Here is a 16,422-nt window from a genome sequence, read left to right on the forward strand (position 1 = left end):
TTCAACTCCACCTCCTCGATCTCCTCGACACCGACATCGGACAGACCCGCTGGCCACAGACCTGAAACGGTGACCCGCGAAGTCCGGGTCTAGGGTTTGTTGGGAAGGTACTGGTCACAGCCACTCGTTGAGGACTTCGACCAACGCGGTCGCCTCGTGGCGGACGGCGAGCTTGTCGTATCTCGTGGCCACGGCCCGGTGGCGCTTGAGGCGGTTGATCCCGCACTCGACGGCATGCCGCTCGCGGTCGTCGGTTGTGTCGAACTTCGGCGACCGACCGCCTCTGGAGCCGAGCTTCTGGCGGTTGCGGACGCGGTCGGCGGGGACCGGGATGGTCGCCTTGGTCCCGCGTCTGCGCAGGTCGGACCGGTTGCGGCGGGAATCGTACGCTTTGTCGGCCCGCACCCGGTCCGGCCGCCTGCGGGGCCTGCCCGGACCAGGACGAGGTACCCGGATGGCTTGCAGGACCGGCTCGAATTGCGGCGAGTCACCCCGTTGACCGGCTGTGATCACGACGCTCAGCGGCTTCTGCCCCTGCTCGACGGCGAGGTGCATCTTGGTGGTCAGCCCGCCCCGGGAGCGTCCAAGCCCGTGGTCGGCCGGTTCGACGGCGATGCCGCCAGGCGACTCCTTGTGCAGGTCCCCTTTTTCGACGCCCCGGCGGCGTGCTGAGCTCTGCCTCAGCCAGCGACAGAGCCAGATCTTGGGGAGCGGTCGCGGAGGGTCACCGCGATGTTCGCTTGGGCCCTCGGGGAGCTACTTTGTCACTTCGTCGTGGCTGTGGCGGGAGGGCCGTCTCGTCAGCCCAACAGGGCTTCGCAGGCAAGGAGTTGAATTTGGACGTACAGGACGCGCAGGGCATGGCCAAGAGGCTGCGGGCGATCAGCGACGAGCTGTCGGACCGTTTCTACGAGCGGGCTGACGTGGTGCGGACGCTGGTGGTGACGCTGCTGGCCGGGCAGCATTCGTTGGTGCTCGGCCCGCCCGGAACGGCGAAGTCCGAGATGGCCCGGGAGCTCACGGGCAGAATCGAGGGGGCGGCCTACTGGGAGATTCTCCTGTCGAAGTTCACCGCGCCGACGAGGATGTTCGGTCCCATCGACGTCGCCGCGCTGGCCCGGGGTGAGTATCGCCAGGTATACGACGGCCGCGCCACGACCGCGCATGTCGCGTTCATCGACGAGATTTTCAAGTGCTCCACGGCGGCGCTGAACGAGACGTTGGGCTACCTCAACGAGCGGATCTACCACCCGGAGAGCGGCGGCGAGCCGATCCGCTGCCCCCTGATCGGGGCCATCACGGCGAGCAACGAGCTGCCCGGTGGAGAGGATTCGGCCGCGATCTACGACCGGCTGCTGGTACGGATCGAGGTCGGGTACCTGGAAGACCCCTCAAACTTCGCCGCGCTGGTCCGCTCCGCCGTCAGCCGCCCGGCGGCACCGACTCGGACCACGGTCGAGCTGGCCGCGTTGCAGCACGCCGTGACGGAAGCCGTCCCGGCCGTGGACGTCCCCGACGTGATCGTGAACGCGGTGTGTACGCTGCGGGCCGCCCTGCGCCGCAAGGAACTCGTCGCCTCCGACCGCCGCTGGCGGCAGGCGGTGGGCCTGCTCCAGGCGTCCGCGTACCTCGACGGCCGCCCGGCGGTCGCCGAGAGGGACCTGTCGGTGCTGACGCATGTGCTGTGGGACTCCCCCGCCGAACGTCCGACCGTCGAGCGTGAGGTGCTGCAGCTGGTCAACCCCGATGCCAAGGAGGCGCTCGACCTGGCTGATGTCATCGAGGAGTTGGAGGCCCAGCTCGACGCCATGGCCGGACAGTCCCGCGAGGCGCTGAGCGAGTGGGTCATCAAAAAGGCCCACAACCAGCTCGCCATGGCGGGGAAGCGGCTGGAGAAGCTGCACCAGGAGGCGGCGCGCGCCGGCCGCTCCACGGCTGCCATCGACCGAGTCACCGGCCGCCAGCGCGCCGTCCGCGCCCGTGTTCTCACCGAGGCCCTCGGCCTTGACGCCAGCATGATGCAGGCCCAGCTCTGAATACCGGGGGGATCAGGACCATGGGCAGGACAGACAGGAAACCGCGCAAGATCAACGAGCTGGCGAGCCCGGCCGGGAGGTGGCTGGGCCTGTCCGCCGCCGGCCCCGAGCGGCACACTGCGGCCGTGGTCGCGGACCGGTTCGACCGGATCGCATGGCGCGACACCTACGAGCAGTCGGCCGGACTGCGCGATCTGGCCGAGGAGCTGAACAAGCGCTACGACTACACCACCGACCTTCTGACCGACGCGTTCCTGGCCGCCTACAAGGTCAGGCCGCGGTTGCGCGAGCGCGAGGAAATGGACCTCTCCCGGCTGGTCAACCACCAGGTCATCACCTCACTGGTGGAGTCACCGGAGTTCGCCGAGCTGCGCCGGGAGACGGCCGGCGACCCCTACGCCGCCGCCATGGCCGTGCTCGCCCAGGCCGCTGCGCTGCGCCGGATGCTGGAGCACTCCCGAGATGCCCGGGAACAGGCCGAGCAGGCGAGGAAGGCACAGCAGGACGCCGAAGGCGCGGCGACCGCCGTGAGCGAGGCGCTCCAACAGGCCGCCGACGAAGCCGCCGAGGACGGCACCGTGCCGGCCCCGGCCGCCGACGCCGTACAACAAGCGATCGAGGCCGCCGAGGCCGCCGCGCGGCAGGCCGCCCAGGACGCCGCGCAGGCCCTCGCGGCGGCGTCCCCCGGTGTCCGTGCCGCCGCGCGGAACGCAGCGGCGAAGGCCGCCGAGGCCGTACGGGAGGAGGCCGCGCTGATGCGGGCATGGGGCGTTGCTCCCAGCGAGCTGGAGCGGATGCCGTTCGACCAGCGCGCCCGGCTCGCCGAGCGGCTGCGCACCGGCCGCCTCGCACAGTGGGCCGAGCTGATCGGTCGCTTCCGGCAGATGGCCGACGGTGAGCGCGCCCGCAAGGTGGAGAACGCCACCGGTGAACTGGTCGGCGTCACGCTCGGCAACGACCTCTCCCGCGTCATCCCCTCCGAGCTGGCCAACCTCGGCCTGCCTGAGCTGCGTGCGGTGTTCGCCGTGCGCTACGCCGCCGGGGAGCTGATGCTCTACGACAGTCAGGGAGAGCAGGCCACCGGCCAGGGCGCCGTCATCGCGTGCGTGGACACCTCGCACTCCATGTACGAGGCAGGGCCCGGCGGAGTCACCCGGGAGGCGTGGGCCAAGGCGTGCGCCCTGGCGCTGCTGGATCAGGCCCGCCACGCGGGGCGTGACTTCGTCGGCATCCTGTTCTCCGCCGCTGACAAGATCCAGGTCTTCCGCTTCCTTGCCGACCAGCCTGCGGAGATCGCCCAGGTGCTCGACTTCGCGGAGACCTTCCTCGGCGGCGGAACCAGCTACCAGACGCCGCTGTCAGCGGCCGGGGAGCTGCTGGAGGAGGAGTTCAACGACGCCGCCCGCACGCGCGGCGACATCGTGATGATCACCGACGACGACTGCGGCGTCACCGAGGAATGGATGCGCGGCTGGAACGACGCCAAGCATCGGTTGGACTTCCGGGTCTTCGGCGTGGCCGTCGGCACCCCCCGCGTCGCCGAAACCGACTCGGTCCTTCAGGCGCTTTGCGACAACCTCCGTTCCATCGAGGACCTCACCGACGTCCACCACGCCGCCGACCTCTTCCGTGTGATCTGACCCGGCTTCCTCTCACGCAACCCTGACACGAGAGAGGATCTGTTCCATGGCGCAGAGGAACGGGGCGACGGCTGTGCAGGCGCTTCCGATACACCCCCAGGGCAGATTGCGAGTGTTCGGGCTCGGGTGAGACCGCGAACATCCCACCGCCGTACAGAAAAGTTGACGCACCGTCAGATCTTGAGCTGATCGGAAAATCGAGGTTCGGAAGGGCAGGCGGCAGCATCCGGGCCGCTTGCGGCTCGGATGTCGGGGTGGGGTCGGTCAGGCGGATACGGTTTCGAGGGTGACCTGGTGGCCGAGGGCCTGGAACTGGCGGACGAGGTCGCGGGTTTTGCGGGCTGGGTTGAGGTGGCGTTGGTGCCAGTCGGAGCCGAGTTCCTGGTAGGAGGCGTCCGGGTCGTTGATCAGGTGCCAGGTGATGACGAGCATCGAGCGGGCGACGGCGACCAGGGCTTTGGCGTGGCCGCGGCGTTTGACGATGTGCCGGTAGCGGGCGCCGAGGAAGGTGTCGGTGCGGGCTGCGGCGTTGGCGGCCTCGCCGAGGGCGCCCTTGAGCCAGGGATTGCCCTGCCCGGCTGGGCCAGCGGTGTTCTTCGCGCCGGACTGGATCGTGCGGGGGCACAACTTGGCCCACGAGACGAGGTGTTCGGGAGTCGGGAAGCGGCTCATGTCCGCGCCGATCTCGGCGAGGATGATCTGCGCGGTGGTCGGCCCGATCCCGGGGACGAGGTCCAGCTTCTCGGCCAGGGTGCGGGCGCTTGCGCCACCGGTGCACGGGTCGGCTGCCGGGCCGTCGTGCGGGGTGGTGATCTCTTCCAGCGTGTGGGCGATGAGCCGGTCGAGTTCCTGGATCTGGGCGGTGAGATGGTCGACAGTGCCTGGAATCACGCTGAGAAGCCGGGCGTGGTGGTCCTCGAACTGCCCGGTCAGGGCCTCGATGAGGGCGGCCTTCTTCCTGGCCAGGCTGCCCTTGGCCAGGTCGGCGAGGGCGCGGGGGATGCGCTCGCCGGCGACCAGCACATTGAGCATGGCCCGGCCCGACACACCGAAGAGATCCGAGACGACGTCGGACAGTTTGATCTGCGCGTCCTGCAGGGCCTTGTCGACCCGGTGCTTGTGGCGAGTGCGTTCCTGGACGAACACGGTGCGGGTCCGGGTGAAATCCCGCAACTGACGGACGGCCTTCGGCGGGACGAACGAGGCCCGGACCATGCCGCGTTCGGCGAGCTTGGCCAGCCAGACCGCATCCAGCTTGTCGGTCTTCGGGCGCCCGGGGACGTTCTTCACATCGCGCGCGTTGACGAGCCAGCAGTCCAGCCCGCGGGCCTCCAGCAGGTAGAAGAACGGACGCCAGTACGAACCCGTCGCTTCCATGACGACCCGCTCGACGCCCTGGCAGACCAGCCGGTCACCGAGTTCCAGGATCGCGTTGGTGGTCGAGGCGACGTTCCAGACCTGCTGGACGCGCCGGCCCTCGATGGTGTCGTGCGGGACGCGCAGGCAGACCATCCCGGATGCCTTGGCGATGTCGATCGCCGCGACCCGCGCGACCGTCCCGTCGTCGTGGTCTTCTCTCAACTCCTCCATGACATGCCCCCTGCTGTGCTGGTTCGGGCAGGGGCTGCCCGGGGAGCCTGAGGGGGTCGGAGAAGCTGATCGGCGTGCTCAAGGCGACAGTGTGCGGCCCCTCGGGCGGCTCCCTCACCAGACTCCTATGCGGGCTCACAGCCCAAACATCAAGCGGCGTCGGCGGACAGCCCCTGCACCGATTTTCACGCCCGCGGGGCGTCACCGCAGGCGAACGGTCGACTCTTATGTTTCTGGCTGAACCACAGGTCGTTGCCGTTGTCCCGGGTTCCGGTGAGGCGGTCGCTCTCGATGAGCGTGCCGTCGAGGATCGCGTGACTCATCCCCTCCTCGCGGCAGCGGTTCAACACCTCGTGCAGGTCGGGGGCTTGAGCGCCGAGGACGTCGATGGGCTCGTGCAAGCAGCGGTAGCCGGTGGCCTGCGAGACTCCGGCGTCCCTGGCCACAGGCAGTGCACGCAGCCGCGCTGATCGAACCAGCGCAGCACCATGACGCCTGCCGGAATGTGCCCAGGACCCGCGACCCACGGGGCGTGTCGAGGCGCGGCGATGCGCGGCGAGCAACGCTCACATTCTCGCAGGTCAGCGGGCACTTCTTCTCATTTCGCCGTCCACAGGCCGACCGTTGCGCGGTGGATCCAGGCTGAACAGCTGCCGCAGTGACGCGACTCTTCTCATCCCGTTCGGCGCTGATCGTCGCGATGACAGCTCCGTCGCCGACTGGGAGCGACATCCAACGAGCAGCGCCCCTGACATCGGGCCGGGCGTTGTTCGAGATGGTCTGTTTCAGGATGCCTTTTGGTCGGCGGGCTTCTCGATCTCGGTGGTCACCCGTGCCGCTCGGGAGAGCACCGGGAGCCACAGGAGACATGCCAGCAGGGGGACTGCGGCGTAGGTGGCCATGCCCGCACTGGAGCCCAGCCCGTCCATGAGCGCGCCGAGAACGAGATAGCCGATGCCGATGAGCGCCGACTCCACGAATGCGATCATCGACAGCAGGCTCGCCCGGTGGCGCGACGGCACGGCCTCGTTGAACACGTTGTCCACGATCACGGCGGTGATCTCGGGAATCCCGACCAGGGCCAGGAACGCGGCGATGGTGACCCAGACAAGGCCGAGGCCGCTCAGGCCGAGTGCCGCGGCGAGCGTCAGCAGAGACACCGGGACAATGATCCGATACCCGATGCGCCGGTCCGCGCGGTCCGACAGCAGCGGAGTGAGCCCGCCGGCGATGAATCCCGCCGATATGACCACGCTGACCAATGCGGTGCCCGCTCCCTGATCGGAGAGGGTCTTCTGCGTAAAAATGATGTACGGCGTCAAGGTCGCATGCATCAATCCGGACACCACGACAAGCGTCACGAGCGCCGGCGTGGCGACCCGAAGCATCGCCCGCCATGCTGTGACGTCGCCGTGCTCCTCCTCGCCTCCCTCCTGCTCGTCCACCGCGTCCGCGCCGCGGATCTCGGGCACCCCTGACATCAGCACCACCACGGCCAGGACGAGGCACACCGCCGAACCGACGTAGACGACCCCCCAGGAGATCTGCTGCAGTTGGCCGCCGAGGACGATGGCGGCTCCCGAGGTGACCGTCCCGAGCATGGTGAACCGGGACTTGATCTTGACGTAGCCGGCCGTTGCACCACGACGCACGAGCAGGTCGTACAGCAAGGCGGTGTCCGAACCGGACACACATGCCATGCCTACACCCTGTCCGATGAACAGCGCCAGGAACACCCAGTAGTTGGAGAACGCCACCTGACCGAGCAGACATCCAGCTGTCAGCGTCTGGCCGATCACGATGCTGGCACGCCTGCCGATTCGGTCGGCGATGACTCCCGTCGGCAACTCCGCAAGTCCGCTGACCAGGTAGAGCAGTGTCTGCAGTAGGGCCACTTGCGCGGCGGAGAAGCCGCGCTGATAGAGGAAGATGACGAATACGCCGCGCTGGAACAGCGAGTTGGTGAGCACTGCGTATACGTAGAACGGGCGCGTGACACTTCGTGCTGCGTTGTCGACTGCAGCCGACCCGCCAAGGGCCTCCGTGGTGCCGGTCATGCTGCGGGCTCCCTGGTAACTCCGGTGATCATTGGTGTTGGGCCTCCGCCGCCGACCGGAACCTCCATACTTCGCGCAGGATGTTGGGCCGGCCATCCCGGAACCGTTGCCGGCGCCGCAGCCGTCTTCGGTGGAGGCGTCAAATGCTGGGAACAGTAGCGTGCATCTTCTGGGATCTGGCACACATTTCCGTGAGAGCGATCAACGAGGCAGTGCACGGGACGGACTGGGGCTGTGCAGGTGGAGAGCTTCGCCGGGATTCAGGCTGTCCGACTCGGCGCGACGCTGGGAGCGGTGCTCGCGGCCCCCGTCCTGTTGGTGGCGGGTGCTCCGCTGCGCCATCGGTATCTGCGCCACGTCTATCGCGATGGCGGTCCCGGACTTCTGGACAAGGAGCGCGGCTGGGTGAGCGTCGGCTACTTCGTGGTCAACAACGCTGTCGTGCGGGCGCTTTGCCGGCCGTCTGAACAACTGTTGATCCGCTGGGGCCGTCGTCTGTGACCGCGGGGCCTCTCACCGGTCCGCGGTGAGGTGGACCCGCTTGCGGAGAAGCGGGAGCTTGGCGCGCCCGAACATCTGCCGTTGCACCGTCAACAGGCAGGCCGGCGCCCAGGTCAGCTGATGCTGCGGGTGGTTGTGTGGGCGAGCCGCTCCCGGCGTCGAGCGGGATGACGATGCTCGAGTAGTCGATTGCGTCCGTGGGGCAGGTTGGAACCCTGCGTTGCATGGGCGGCTGGTGGCTCACTGCGTTGCATGGACGGCTGGTGGCTCCCTGTCATTCCGGGCCCGCTCGGCGTGCGCACGTGACGGCGTCACTGGGCCTTCGGGGCCGGCTCGACGACGTGTATCGCCTTGAACTTCGGCAGGGCCTTGTCGGCGTACTTCTCGTCGGCGTTGTGCGCCTTGAACGCCTTCCAGGCGAGTTGCTCATCATTCAGCGCCTTGTTGCTCTTGTTCCCGATGAGTGCCGCCACCCGGTCCTTGACGTCCATCCGTCCGAGCGTCATGCCCTCGTCGTCTTCGGCGGCCTGCTTCGCCTTCGCCCCGACCTGCGGCAGCGACTTCTCGACCGCGTAACGCAGCCAGGCCGCCTGGTCCTCACCCCAGTGGGGCTTACCCCGCTTGGTGTCCATGACCTTCTTCTGCTCGGCGACGTAGCGCGCCGCCGACCGCTCACCGATGCCGATCCCCGCGCCCGCGCCGGCCTTGGCCAGCCGTTCCACGACCTGCCGGTCGCCGACCACGGCGGCGAGGCCCTGGCGTTCCTGGTCGGTGAGGTCCGCGACCGTGGCGGCAGGCGGAGGCCTTTTCTTCTTGTCCTTGGCCTTTTCCTTGCGCCATTCCGCGAGGGCCCGCTTGTTCGCGGGCGCCAGGGCCTTCTTGAGCTCCTTGGGAGTGGCCTGTGCCGCGAGCGCCTCCGCGCTCAGCTTGTTCAGCTCCGCGATGTGCTCCGGCCGCTCGGGAAGCCCGGTGATGACCTCGCTGCGCCACACGCCGAACTTCAGCATGCGTTCGAGGTCGGCGTCGTCAAGTCCGGTCTTCGAGAGGTTCGCCGAGACGGCCCGGTCCGCCTTCGCCTGGTCGAGGGTGGTTCCTGCCGGAAGTGCCATGACGGCCTGCCAGACCGCCCTGACCGCTGCCGCGCACTCCTTGGCGGCAGCCAGCTCGTCCGTGGTGAGGCCGAACTTGTCGCGGAGTTCCTTGTGTCGCCCCAGCAGGTCGAGCGTCCAGACCAGCGTCGCCTGCACCCTGCTCCTGTAGCTGGCCCGGGTTCCCGAACTGGTGTCGTAGGACGACTCCGTGACGGGCTTGTCCTCGCCGCCGACCTCCATCTCCACGATCACGCGCAGGATGTCCGCGATGAGCCGCTCGATCTGCTCGGGCGTGCGCTCCGCCTTGGCTGCCGTGGCGGTCGCCGGCGCGCCGCCCCCGGCCCGCTGGATCGTCACCACTCCCAGGTGGCCGTGCACGCGTTCCGCCCTGGGCGCCTCGGCCCATGTCTGGCGCCCGGCCAGGAGCCGTGTCACCGCCGCGTTGCCCGCCAGTCGCTGCAACTCCAACAGTGAAGCCCGCCCCCGCGCCGACCCACCCTGACGGAGCCCCCGCCGACCGGTCCGCTCGACCTCGTCCGATCGCATTGCGGGGGCATGCTGGAGGGTTTGCCCCCGGCGTCGCTGCTCCATGCCGTCAGTATTCCCCGGACCACCGCCAGCGGCACGACCCGTCCCCGCCCGCTGCCGAGGACTGCCCTTTCGGGCACGCTGCGCCTCCCCTCCGACCGTAGTACAAAAGGCTGCAGCCCTGAGCAGTGGGCGTGCCCGTCGCTGTGCGAGGGGTGGGCAAGCGGACAATGCGTGGCCCTGCATTTGAGCTTTGCCCGGAACGCCCGGCTGGTGCCGGTGCCGGTGCACGCATCCGGGCCAGCGGCAACTTCGACCGCTTCGTCGGTAGCATCACTCGCCGGGGTCGGAGGCTCGCCGACGGCGCCTGGCTCGGCGCCTCGGCGTCCGGTCTGCGTGAGCGATGCGTGAGCGGACGGCGCGCGGCACGCAGCATCCCGAGCCGGACGGCGCAGCATGCCGTGCGACGCTGATCTGCGGGAACGGCACCGCGCGGCACGTGGGGACACCACCCAGCACGACCCCGGCAGTTGAGTTTGGTGTGAAGAAAAGCAACCCTCACGCCGAGGGCCCTGACGGCCTTGTCCGCACTGCCCGCCTGCCGCTGTCGAGTGCCACCCTGAACTGGCCCGACGCTGTCGCGCGGCACCCCCAGACAGCCGCAGGCGTGGCACCGGCGATCAGGGTCGACCACTCGACAGAGCAACACGGCGCGGTCGGGATGCAACTGCTGGCCGACCACTTCCAAGCCGAGGTCGTCCGGCCCGCAGAACGTCGTCAGGTCAGCAGGGCAGAAGGTGGCGTCACGCACGAGCCCAGGGCGCAACAGCTGATGATCGTCCGGTGGCGTTGGGTCGATCAGGCGCGGTCGTGGAGCGTGACCTGGTAGCCGTCGGGGTCGGCGAAGGTGAAGGTCCGACCGAAGGGACCGTCGATCGGTGCGGAGACGATGGTGTGGCCGTCGGTGGCGAGCGCGTCGTGGATGGCCTGGACGTCGGTGGCGTGGAGCCAGATCGCGGCACCGATGCCGGGCTGGGCGACGGATGCGAGGTCGGTGCCGGGAATGACGTCGCGGAGTGCGAACGCGATCGGCTTCGTCTCGAAGACGACGGCGTGCGGAGGTCCGGCCGGCGAGCGGACGAGGCCCAGGTACCGCTCGTAGAACGCCTGCGAAGCGTCGAGGTCGCGCACTTGGAGCGAGATGAAGTCGGGGCCGGTGGCGGGCATGATGACACTCCTTCTTTTCATGTCAGTTTTCTGACATGCATGAACCTATGTCAGAATACTGACATGAGTCAAGAAGGTGTCGGCGTCGACCTCGAGACGTCACTGGGTTACCTGCTCAAAGAAGCGTCGAGCGCCCTCCGCGCGGCCATGGAGGAAGTACTGCGGCCGCTCGGGATGAGCGTGACGCACTACTCCTGCCTCGAACTGCTGGCGCAACGACCGGGCTTGTCGAACTCCGAGCTCGCGCGGGGCGCGTTCGTGACACGGCAGACGATGAACGTGCTGCTCCAGACCCTGGAACGAGACGGCTACGTGACCAGGCCTGCGGAGGCACCCGTCGGGAAGGCGCTTCCCGCGCGGCTCACGCCTCGCGGCCGGCAAAGCCTCGAGCAGGCGAGCGCAGCCGTCCGGTCCGTCGAGGCCAGAATGCTGGTCGGCCTGACCGGGACCGAGCAGTCAGAAGCGTTCCGGATCCTGCAGAGCATGATCCATTCCCTGCGCGGTGACAACAAGGGCGCATAGATCGTTCCGCGGCGCACGTCTCGTCGCGCTCGGACAGGAGTGCAGCCGAGCCTGAAATCCGTGTCGGCGACCTCGAAACCCGACAGACCCCGCACGGTGGAGGCGGGCAGCGCAGTAGCAGCTCCCACGCCGCCCGCACCTGCTTCAGAGGTTTCGCCGGCGGAACCGGCGGCCGCCGGGCCGCGGGACCTGACGGCCATCGCCGCTGGAGGTGCGCGGCCGGTGTCGGCAAGACCCCGTCGGCCGGCCCCAAGTTCTCCAAGTCGGGCACGGTCCGGCGGGTCATCACGCCGGATGTGGTGCTGCGCAACACCGTGACCGACGCGGACCGCGACACCTCGACCCAGACGTTCCAGGTGTGCACCACGAACGCGGACGGCACCCCTGATGCCGCCATCGACCTCGCCGGGCCGGGGCCGAACGGGGTTCTGGTGTCACCGTATGCGGCCTCGGGCGGGCTGGCGAAGGGGCCGGTGCCCTATGGCATCCTGCCATCGAGCTGAGTGCGGAGGGTGCAGACCCCGAGAGCCTGTCCGCGCGGGGGCGGTCGCCAGGTCATCGACTTGGTGATCCGCCACCGCCCCTCGCCCGAGGCGCCGTTCCCACGGATCGCGGAACTTCTTCGACGCTGGAGACGCCACTCCGAGCCGTTGCCCGACGGGAACGGATCACGGGACGACCCGCATCAGCGACGGCGATCCGGATGCCACGGTCGGAGCGGGCTTGACCTTGACGCTGGGTCAACCCTCCATCCTTCCGGCAGGGGCGTCCTCGCAGACGCGTGGAACAGCCCCGCAAAGGAGGCAGATGACCATGACAGCCCAAACGATCGCCGGTCCGGCGATGCGCGTGCAAGGTCTGGAGAAGTCGTACGGGAAACTCGAAGTGCTGCGCGGCGTGGACTTCGACGTGGCGCCGGGCAGCATCTTCGCCCTGCTCGGCTCCAACGGGGCAGGCAAGACCACGACCGTGAGGATCCTCGCCACGCTCCTGAAGGCCGACGCGGGGACAGCGAGCGTCAACGGCTTCGACGTCGCCACGCAACCGGCGAACGTGCGGGAGTCCGTCAGTCTCACCGGGCAGTTCGCGGCCGTCGACGAGATCCTCAGCGGCCGGGAGAACCTCGCCCTCGTCGCCAGGCTGCGCCACCTCAAGGACCCTGGCGCGATCGCGGACGACCTGCTGAGGCGTTTTTCGCTGAGCGAGGCGGGCGCGCGGCGAGTGTCGACGTATTCGGGTGGGATGCGCCGTCGGCTGGACATCGCGATGAGCCTCATCGGGAATTCGCCGGTGATCTTCCTGGACGAGCCGACGGCCGGACTCGACCCCGAGGCGCGCATCGAGGTGTGGGATGCGGTCAAGGAGCTCGCCGGCCATGGAACGACGGTGCTGCTCACCACGCAGTATCTAGTGCCGCGGCAGGCAACGTTTGCCCGTCAAGGAGCGGCGTCCGGTGCGTGCTCTCGGTGTGCCGGCCGGAAGTCCTCGTACTGGACGTACTTGGGCTTTCGGCCCGTGCGGCGAGAGTGCGTGCCGGGCGTCGCGACGGGGCGAACGTTGCCTGCCGCGGCACTAGACGAGGCCGAGCAGCTGGCCGACCGGATCGCGATCCTCCACCAGGGGCGGATCATCGTGAACGGCACCCTCGCCGAACTCAAGCAGCTCTTCCCGCCCGCCAAGGTCGAGTACGTCGAGAAGCAGCCGACCCTGGAGGAGATCTTCCTCGCGGTCGTCGGCGGCGGCGACAAGAGCGACGCCACGGGCACGACAACTGGGGGACGACGATGACCGCGTACTTCTTCAGCGACACTGCCGCACTCACAGGGCGGACTCTGCGCCATGTCACCCGCAGCATGGACACCATCATCACGACCGCCATCACGCCGATCGCCATGATGCTGATGTTCGTCTACGTGTTCGGCGGCGCCATCGACACCGGGTCGGTTTCGTACGTGAACTACATGCTGCCCGGCATCCTGCTCATGACCATCGCATCGGGCATCTCCTACACCGCATACCGGCTGTTCACCGATGTGAAGAGCGGGATCTTCGAGCGATTCCAGTCCATGCCGATCGCGCGGTCGGGTGTGCTGTGGGCCCACGTCGTCACCTCTCTGGTCGCCAACCTGATCGCGCTCGTGCTCGTCGTGGGCGTCGCTGTGCTCATGGGCTTCCGTTCAGGGGCAGGAGTGTCGGCATGGCTCGCGGTCGCCGGCATCTTGCTCTTGTTCACCCTGGCGCTGACCTGGCTCGCCGTGATCCCCGGGCTCTCCGCGTCGTCGGTCGAGGGAGCGGGCGCGTTCGCCTACCCGCTCATCTTCCTGCCGTTCGTCAGCTCGGCGTTCGTGCCCACGAAGACGATGCCCGGCCCGGTGCGCTGGTTCGCCGAGCATCAGCCGGTGACGTCGATCGTCAACACGATCCGTGCTCTGTTCGCAGGGCAGCCGGTCGGCGACGACATCTGGATCGCGCTCGCGTGGTGTGTGGGCATCCTCGTCGCGGCGTACGTCTTCGCGATGATCGCCTATCGCCGGAAGATCGCCTGAGGCAGGCTGAGACCCATGCTCACCATCAGCCAGCTTGCGGCGTACGCCGGGGTGACCGTACGGGCGGTACGCCACTACCACCAGATCGGCCTGCTGCCCGAGCCCGAGCGCGACCGGTCCGGGTACCGAACCTACGGTGCTGCCGCAGTCGTGCGACTGATCCGGATCCGCACTTTGGCCGATGCCGGCGTGCCGCTGGCCAGGGTGCAGGAACTCCTCGACGCCGGCCCGGAGGAGTTCGTCGGCGGCGTCCAGGAGATCGACAAGGATCTGCGCGCCGAGATCCGGCGGCTGCAGGACACCCGCAGCCGACTCGCCCGGCTCGCTGCCGGAGAGCACCTGGCGCTCCCGCAGAGCGTTGTGGACTACCTCGACCGGCTGCGCGGTCTCGGCGTCGGGGAGCGGTACATCGAGCTGGAGCGGGACGCCTGGATCATGATCGCCGCGCAGGTGCCGCAGCTGATCGACTCCGTGATCGCCAAGAAGCACGAGGAGCTGGACGACCCCGACATGGTGAGGCTCTACAGCTTCTTCACCGGTGAGCCCGACTGGCTGGCCGGCGATCCACGGATCGTCGAGATCGCCGACATCCTGGAGCGTCTGATGATTCGCGCCGTGGAGGCCGGCGAGGCGGGTGCCGACGGCTTCGACGATCAGTTCGTCGCCCTGATGGACTCCACCATGCTCGAGTCCGCACCGGGCGCCGAACTGGTGTTGGCGATCCTGAAGGAGCGCGGCTGGAGGGGCTGGACTCGCATCGAGCGAGTGCCTGTCGACAGGCTCGACACTGAGCTGCCGCCGTCTTGAAGTGGCAGGTCACGGGGCGGGAGTGACGTTGTTCGGGGGTGTTCGCGCTGATCGGGGACGCACATGCGACACCCCCAGGAAGTCCAGCACGAGCAGCAGCCGCTGTTCCTCCAATCCTGGATCGCCTTCTACGCGCCGGGCGCGCGGACTTCGGCATCGCGCCGAGGACATTGACGGTTCTGTGAACCCAGCACCTCTGCTCGCGGGTGGCGGCGAACACCTCGGCCAGGGCCATCCCCCAGGGCGCCATCGCCGACCGCCACCCGTCCGGTCAGCCCGAAGACGACCGGATACAGTGCGGGAGACGGCAGCCTGGTGAGAGAGGGGAAGCGTGACCGACACCAGCAACACCCGACCCGCCGACCGTGAAGCGCAAGCGCCGCGGCAGAGCCGACTGCACCGTCTGATGCGCTACATCCCTCTGATCGCCCCCGTCCTGCTGTGGGCCGTGCCCTGCTGGGTACTCCTGCACACGGGCCAGCACTGGCCGTTGCCCGTCACGCTGGTCGGCACCGCCCTGTTCGCCCTCGGCCTCATCGGTATGCCGCTCGCGATGGTGCGCGGCCACGGCCGGCGTCAACAGGATCGGGCAGCAATCGTCGGTGACACCCTGCTGGGCGCCAGCTGGGTTCTGTTCGCCTGGTCCGTTCTGCTCGGCGTGCTCTTGCGGCTCGCCCTGACCGCGGTCGGCGTCGGCGAGAGCCAGGACCGGGCCCGAATCGTCACTTGGACCGTCCTCGGCGTGACCGCCGTGCTGCTCGCCTGGGGGTACGCCGAAGCCCGCCGCGTGCCTCGCGTGCGCCAACTCGACGTGCAACTCCCGCGACTGGGGGCCGGGTTGGACGGCATCCGCGTCGTCCTCATCACCGACACCCACTACGGTCCCCTCGATCGCACTCGCTGGTCGGCACGGGTATGCGAGACGGTGAACACCCTGGAAGCCGACCTGGTCTGCCACACCGGTGACATCGCGGACGGCACGGCCGAACGCCGCCGCGCCCAGGCCGTCCCACTCGGTACCGTGCGGGCCACCCGGGCCCGGGTCTACGTAACCGGAAACCACGAGTACTACAGCGAGGCCCAGGGCTGGGTCGACCTGATGGACGAGCTGGGCTGGGAGCCTCTGCGCAACCGCCATCTGCTGTTCGAGCGCGGAGGCGACACCCTCGTGGTCGCCGGCGTGGACGACGTCACCGCCGAGTCCTCGGGCCTGGCAGGCCACCGCGCCCACCTCGCCGGAGCCTTGAACGGCGCCGACCCCGACCTACCCGTCCTGCTCCTGGCACACCAGCCCAAGTTCGTCGACCGGGCGGCAGCCGACGGCATCGACCTCCAACTCTCCGGCCACACCCACGGCGGCCAGATCTGGCCCTTCCACCACCTGGTCCGCGTCGACCAGCCCGCCCTCGCCGGCCTCAGCCACCACGGCACCCGGACCCTCCTCTACACCAGCCGCGGCACCGGCTTCTGGGGCCCGCCGTTCCGCGTCTTCGCCCCCAGCGAGATCACCCTGCTTGTGCTCCGCTCCCCGCACCTGCCCACCTCGCCGTAGCACTGAGCGGGTCGACACATCCGTTTGGAGTTGTCCACGAGCTGAGGGGTGCGGCGTCGGCAGCTGACCAGGCTCGTCTCTCTGAGGACGAGATCCGGACCATTCGCGGCCCCGACGGCTCTGACGAGCGACACGTGGCCACGTTCTACGCAGGTCAGCGACGCGTGACGCCTGTGCCCGCCAGCAGACCAAGAATCTGCTGGTCTCGTACTCGCCGAAGACGCTCGGCTTCTTCTAGTGCCGCGGCAGGCAACGTTTGCCCGTCAAGGAGCGGCGTCCGGTGCGTGCTCTCGGTGTGCCGGCCGGAAGTCCTCGTACTGGACGT

At 68.6% G+C, this 16,422-nt stretch carries 14 protein-coding genes and 3 pseudogenes; 9 read left to right on the forward strand and 8 right to left on the reverse strand.

Annotated elements, in window-relative coordinates; genetic code table 11:
* Nucleotides 1-114: 114 nt before the first annotated feature.
* A pseudogene (locus AB0J04_RS42480) lies at nt 115-588 on the reverse strand (IS5 family transposase); the annotation flags it as partial.
* 248 nt (nt 589-836) lie between these two features.
* Here AB0J04_RS42480 and AB0J04_RS42485 point away from each other — a divergent pair.
* Nucleotides 837-2,036 carry an AAA family ATPase gene (locus AB0J04_RS42485; RefSeq protein ID WP_363174061.1) on the forward strand — a complete coding sequence of 400 codons (1,200 nt, stop codon included), beginning with the start codon at nt 837-839 and terminating at the stop codon, nt 2,034-2,036.
* 20 nt (nt 2,037-2,056) lie between these two features.
* A complete protein-coding gene (locus AB0J04_RS42490; RefSeq protein ID WP_363174062.1) occupies nt 2,057-3,676 on the forward strand; it encodes a VWA domain-containing protein in 1,620 nt (539 codons plus the stop codon).
* Nucleotides 3,677-3,940: 264 nt separating this feature from the next.
* On the opposite strand, the gene AB0J04_RS42495 is transcribed toward AB0J04_RS42490, so the two are convergent.
* The 3 genes from AB0J04_RS42495 to AB0J04_RS42505 form a co-directional block, all read right to left on the reverse strand.
* The gene (locus AB0J04_RS42495) at nt 3,941-5,266 is read right to left on the reverse strand and encodes an IS110 family transposase (protein ID WP_363174063.1); all 1,326 of its coding nucleotides are present in this window, start codon (nt 5,264-5,266) and stop codon (nt 3,941-3,943) included.
* A 185-nt stretch (nt 5,267-5,451) separates the two neighbouring features.
* On the reverse strand, nt 5,452-5,712 hold the full coding sequence (locus AB0J04_RS42500) for a hypothetical protein (RefSeq protein WP_363174064.1): 261 nt from the start codon (nt 5,710-5,712) through the stop codon (nt 5,452-5,454).
* A gap of 339 nt (nt 5,713-6,051) precedes the next feature.
* Entirely contained in the window at nt 6,052-7,323 is a 1,272-nt protein-coding gene (locus AB0J04_RS42505; protein WP_363174065.1) for an MFS transporter, read from the reverse strand.
* 234 nt (nt 7,324-7,557) lie between these two features.
* On the opposite strand from AB0J04_RS42505, the gene AB0J04_RS42510 reads away from it, so the two are divergent.
* A complete protein-coding gene (locus AB0J04_RS42510; protein ID WP_363174066.1) occupies nt 7,558-7,824 on the forward strand; it encodes a hypothetical protein in 267 nt (88 codons plus the stop codon).
* 311 nt (nt 7,825-8,135) lie between these two features.
* Here AB0J04_RS42510 and AB0J04_RS42515 read toward each other — a convergent pair whose 3' ends face one another.
* From AB0J04_RS42515 to AB0J04_RS42525, 3 genes and pseudogenes are all read right to left on the reverse strand, one after another.
* A complete protein-coding gene (locus AB0J04_RS42515) occupies nt 8,136-9,383 on the reverse strand; it encodes a hypothetical protein (RefSeq protein WP_363174067.1) in 1,248 nt (415 codons plus the stop codon).
* 691 nt (nt 9,384-10,074) lie between these two features.
* Nucleotides 10,075-10,254 (reverse strand): annotated as a pseudogene (locus AB0J04_RS42520) (ISL3 family transposase); the annotation flags it as partial.
* A 47-nt stretch (nt 10,255-10,301) separates the two neighbouring features.
* A complete protein-coding gene (locus AB0J04_RS42525; RefSeq protein ID WP_363174068.1) occupies nt 10,302-10,670 on the reverse strand; it encodes a VOC family protein in 369 nt (122 codons plus the stop codon).
* Nucleotides 10,671-10,733: 63 nt separating this feature from the next.
* Between AB0J04_RS42525 and AB0J04_RS42530 the strand changes: the two genes are divergently transcribed.
* From AB0J04_RS42530 to AB0J04_RS42550, 5 genes are all read left to right on the forward strand, one after another.
* The gene (locus tag AB0J04_RS42530; RefSeq protein ID WP_363174075.1) at nt 10,734-11,192 is read left to right on the forward strand and encodes a MarR family transcriptional regulator; all 459 of its coding nucleotides are present in this window, start codon (nt 10,734-10,736) and stop codon (nt 11,190-11,192) included.
* 299 nt (nt 11,193-11,491) lie between these two features.
* Nucleotides 11,492-11,695 (forward strand): hypothetical protein, encoded by a 204-nt coding sequence (locus tag AB0J04_RS42535; RefSeq protein WP_363174069.1) that lies wholly within the window; start codon nt 11,492-11,494, stop codon nt 11,693-11,695.
* A gap of 310 nt (nt 11,696-12,005) precedes the next feature.
* Nucleotides 12,006-12,980: an ABC transporter ATP-binding protein gene (locus AB0J04_RS42540; protein ID WP_363174070.1), complete on the forward strand. Its 975-nt coding sequence runs from the start codon at nt 12,006-12,008 to the stop codon at nt 12,978-12,980.
* Nucleotides 12,977-13,738 (forward strand): ABC transporter permease, encoded by a 762-nt coding sequence (locus AB0J04_RS42545; RefSeq protein ID WP_363174072.1) that lies wholly within the window; start codon nt 12,977-12,979, stop codon nt 13,736-13,738. Before AB0J04_RS42540 ends, AB0J04_RS42545 begins: the two co-directional genes overlap by 4 nt.
* Before the next feature lie 15 nt (nt 13,739-13,753).
* A complete protein-coding gene (locus AB0J04_RS42550) occupies nt 13,754-14,545 on the forward strand; it encodes a MerR family transcriptional regulator (protein ID WP_363174073.1) in 792 nt (263 codons plus the stop codon).
* A 136-nt stretch (nt 14,546-14,681) separates the two neighbouring features.
* Here the strand turns inward: AB0J04_RS42550 and AB0J04_RS42555 are convergent.
* Nucleotides 14,682-14,811, reverse strand: a pseudogene (locus tag AB0J04_RS42555) (IS256 family transposase); the annotation flags it as partial.
* Between the two features lie 65 nt (nt 14,812-14,876).
* Here AB0J04_RS42555 and AB0J04_RS42560 point away from each other — a divergent pair.
* Nucleotides 14,877-16,097: a metallophosphoesterase gene (locus AB0J04_RS42560; protein ID WP_363174074.1), complete on the forward strand. Its 1,221-nt coding sequence runs from the start codon at nt 14,877-14,879 to the stop codon at nt 16,095-16,097.
* Nucleotides 16,098-16,422: the final 325 nt, after the last annotated feature.

Source organism: Streptomyces sp. NPDC050263, from assembly GCF_040655955.1.
Classification (GTDB): domain Bacteria; phylum Actinomycetota; class Actinomycetes; order Streptomycetales; family Streptomycetaceae; genus Streptomyces.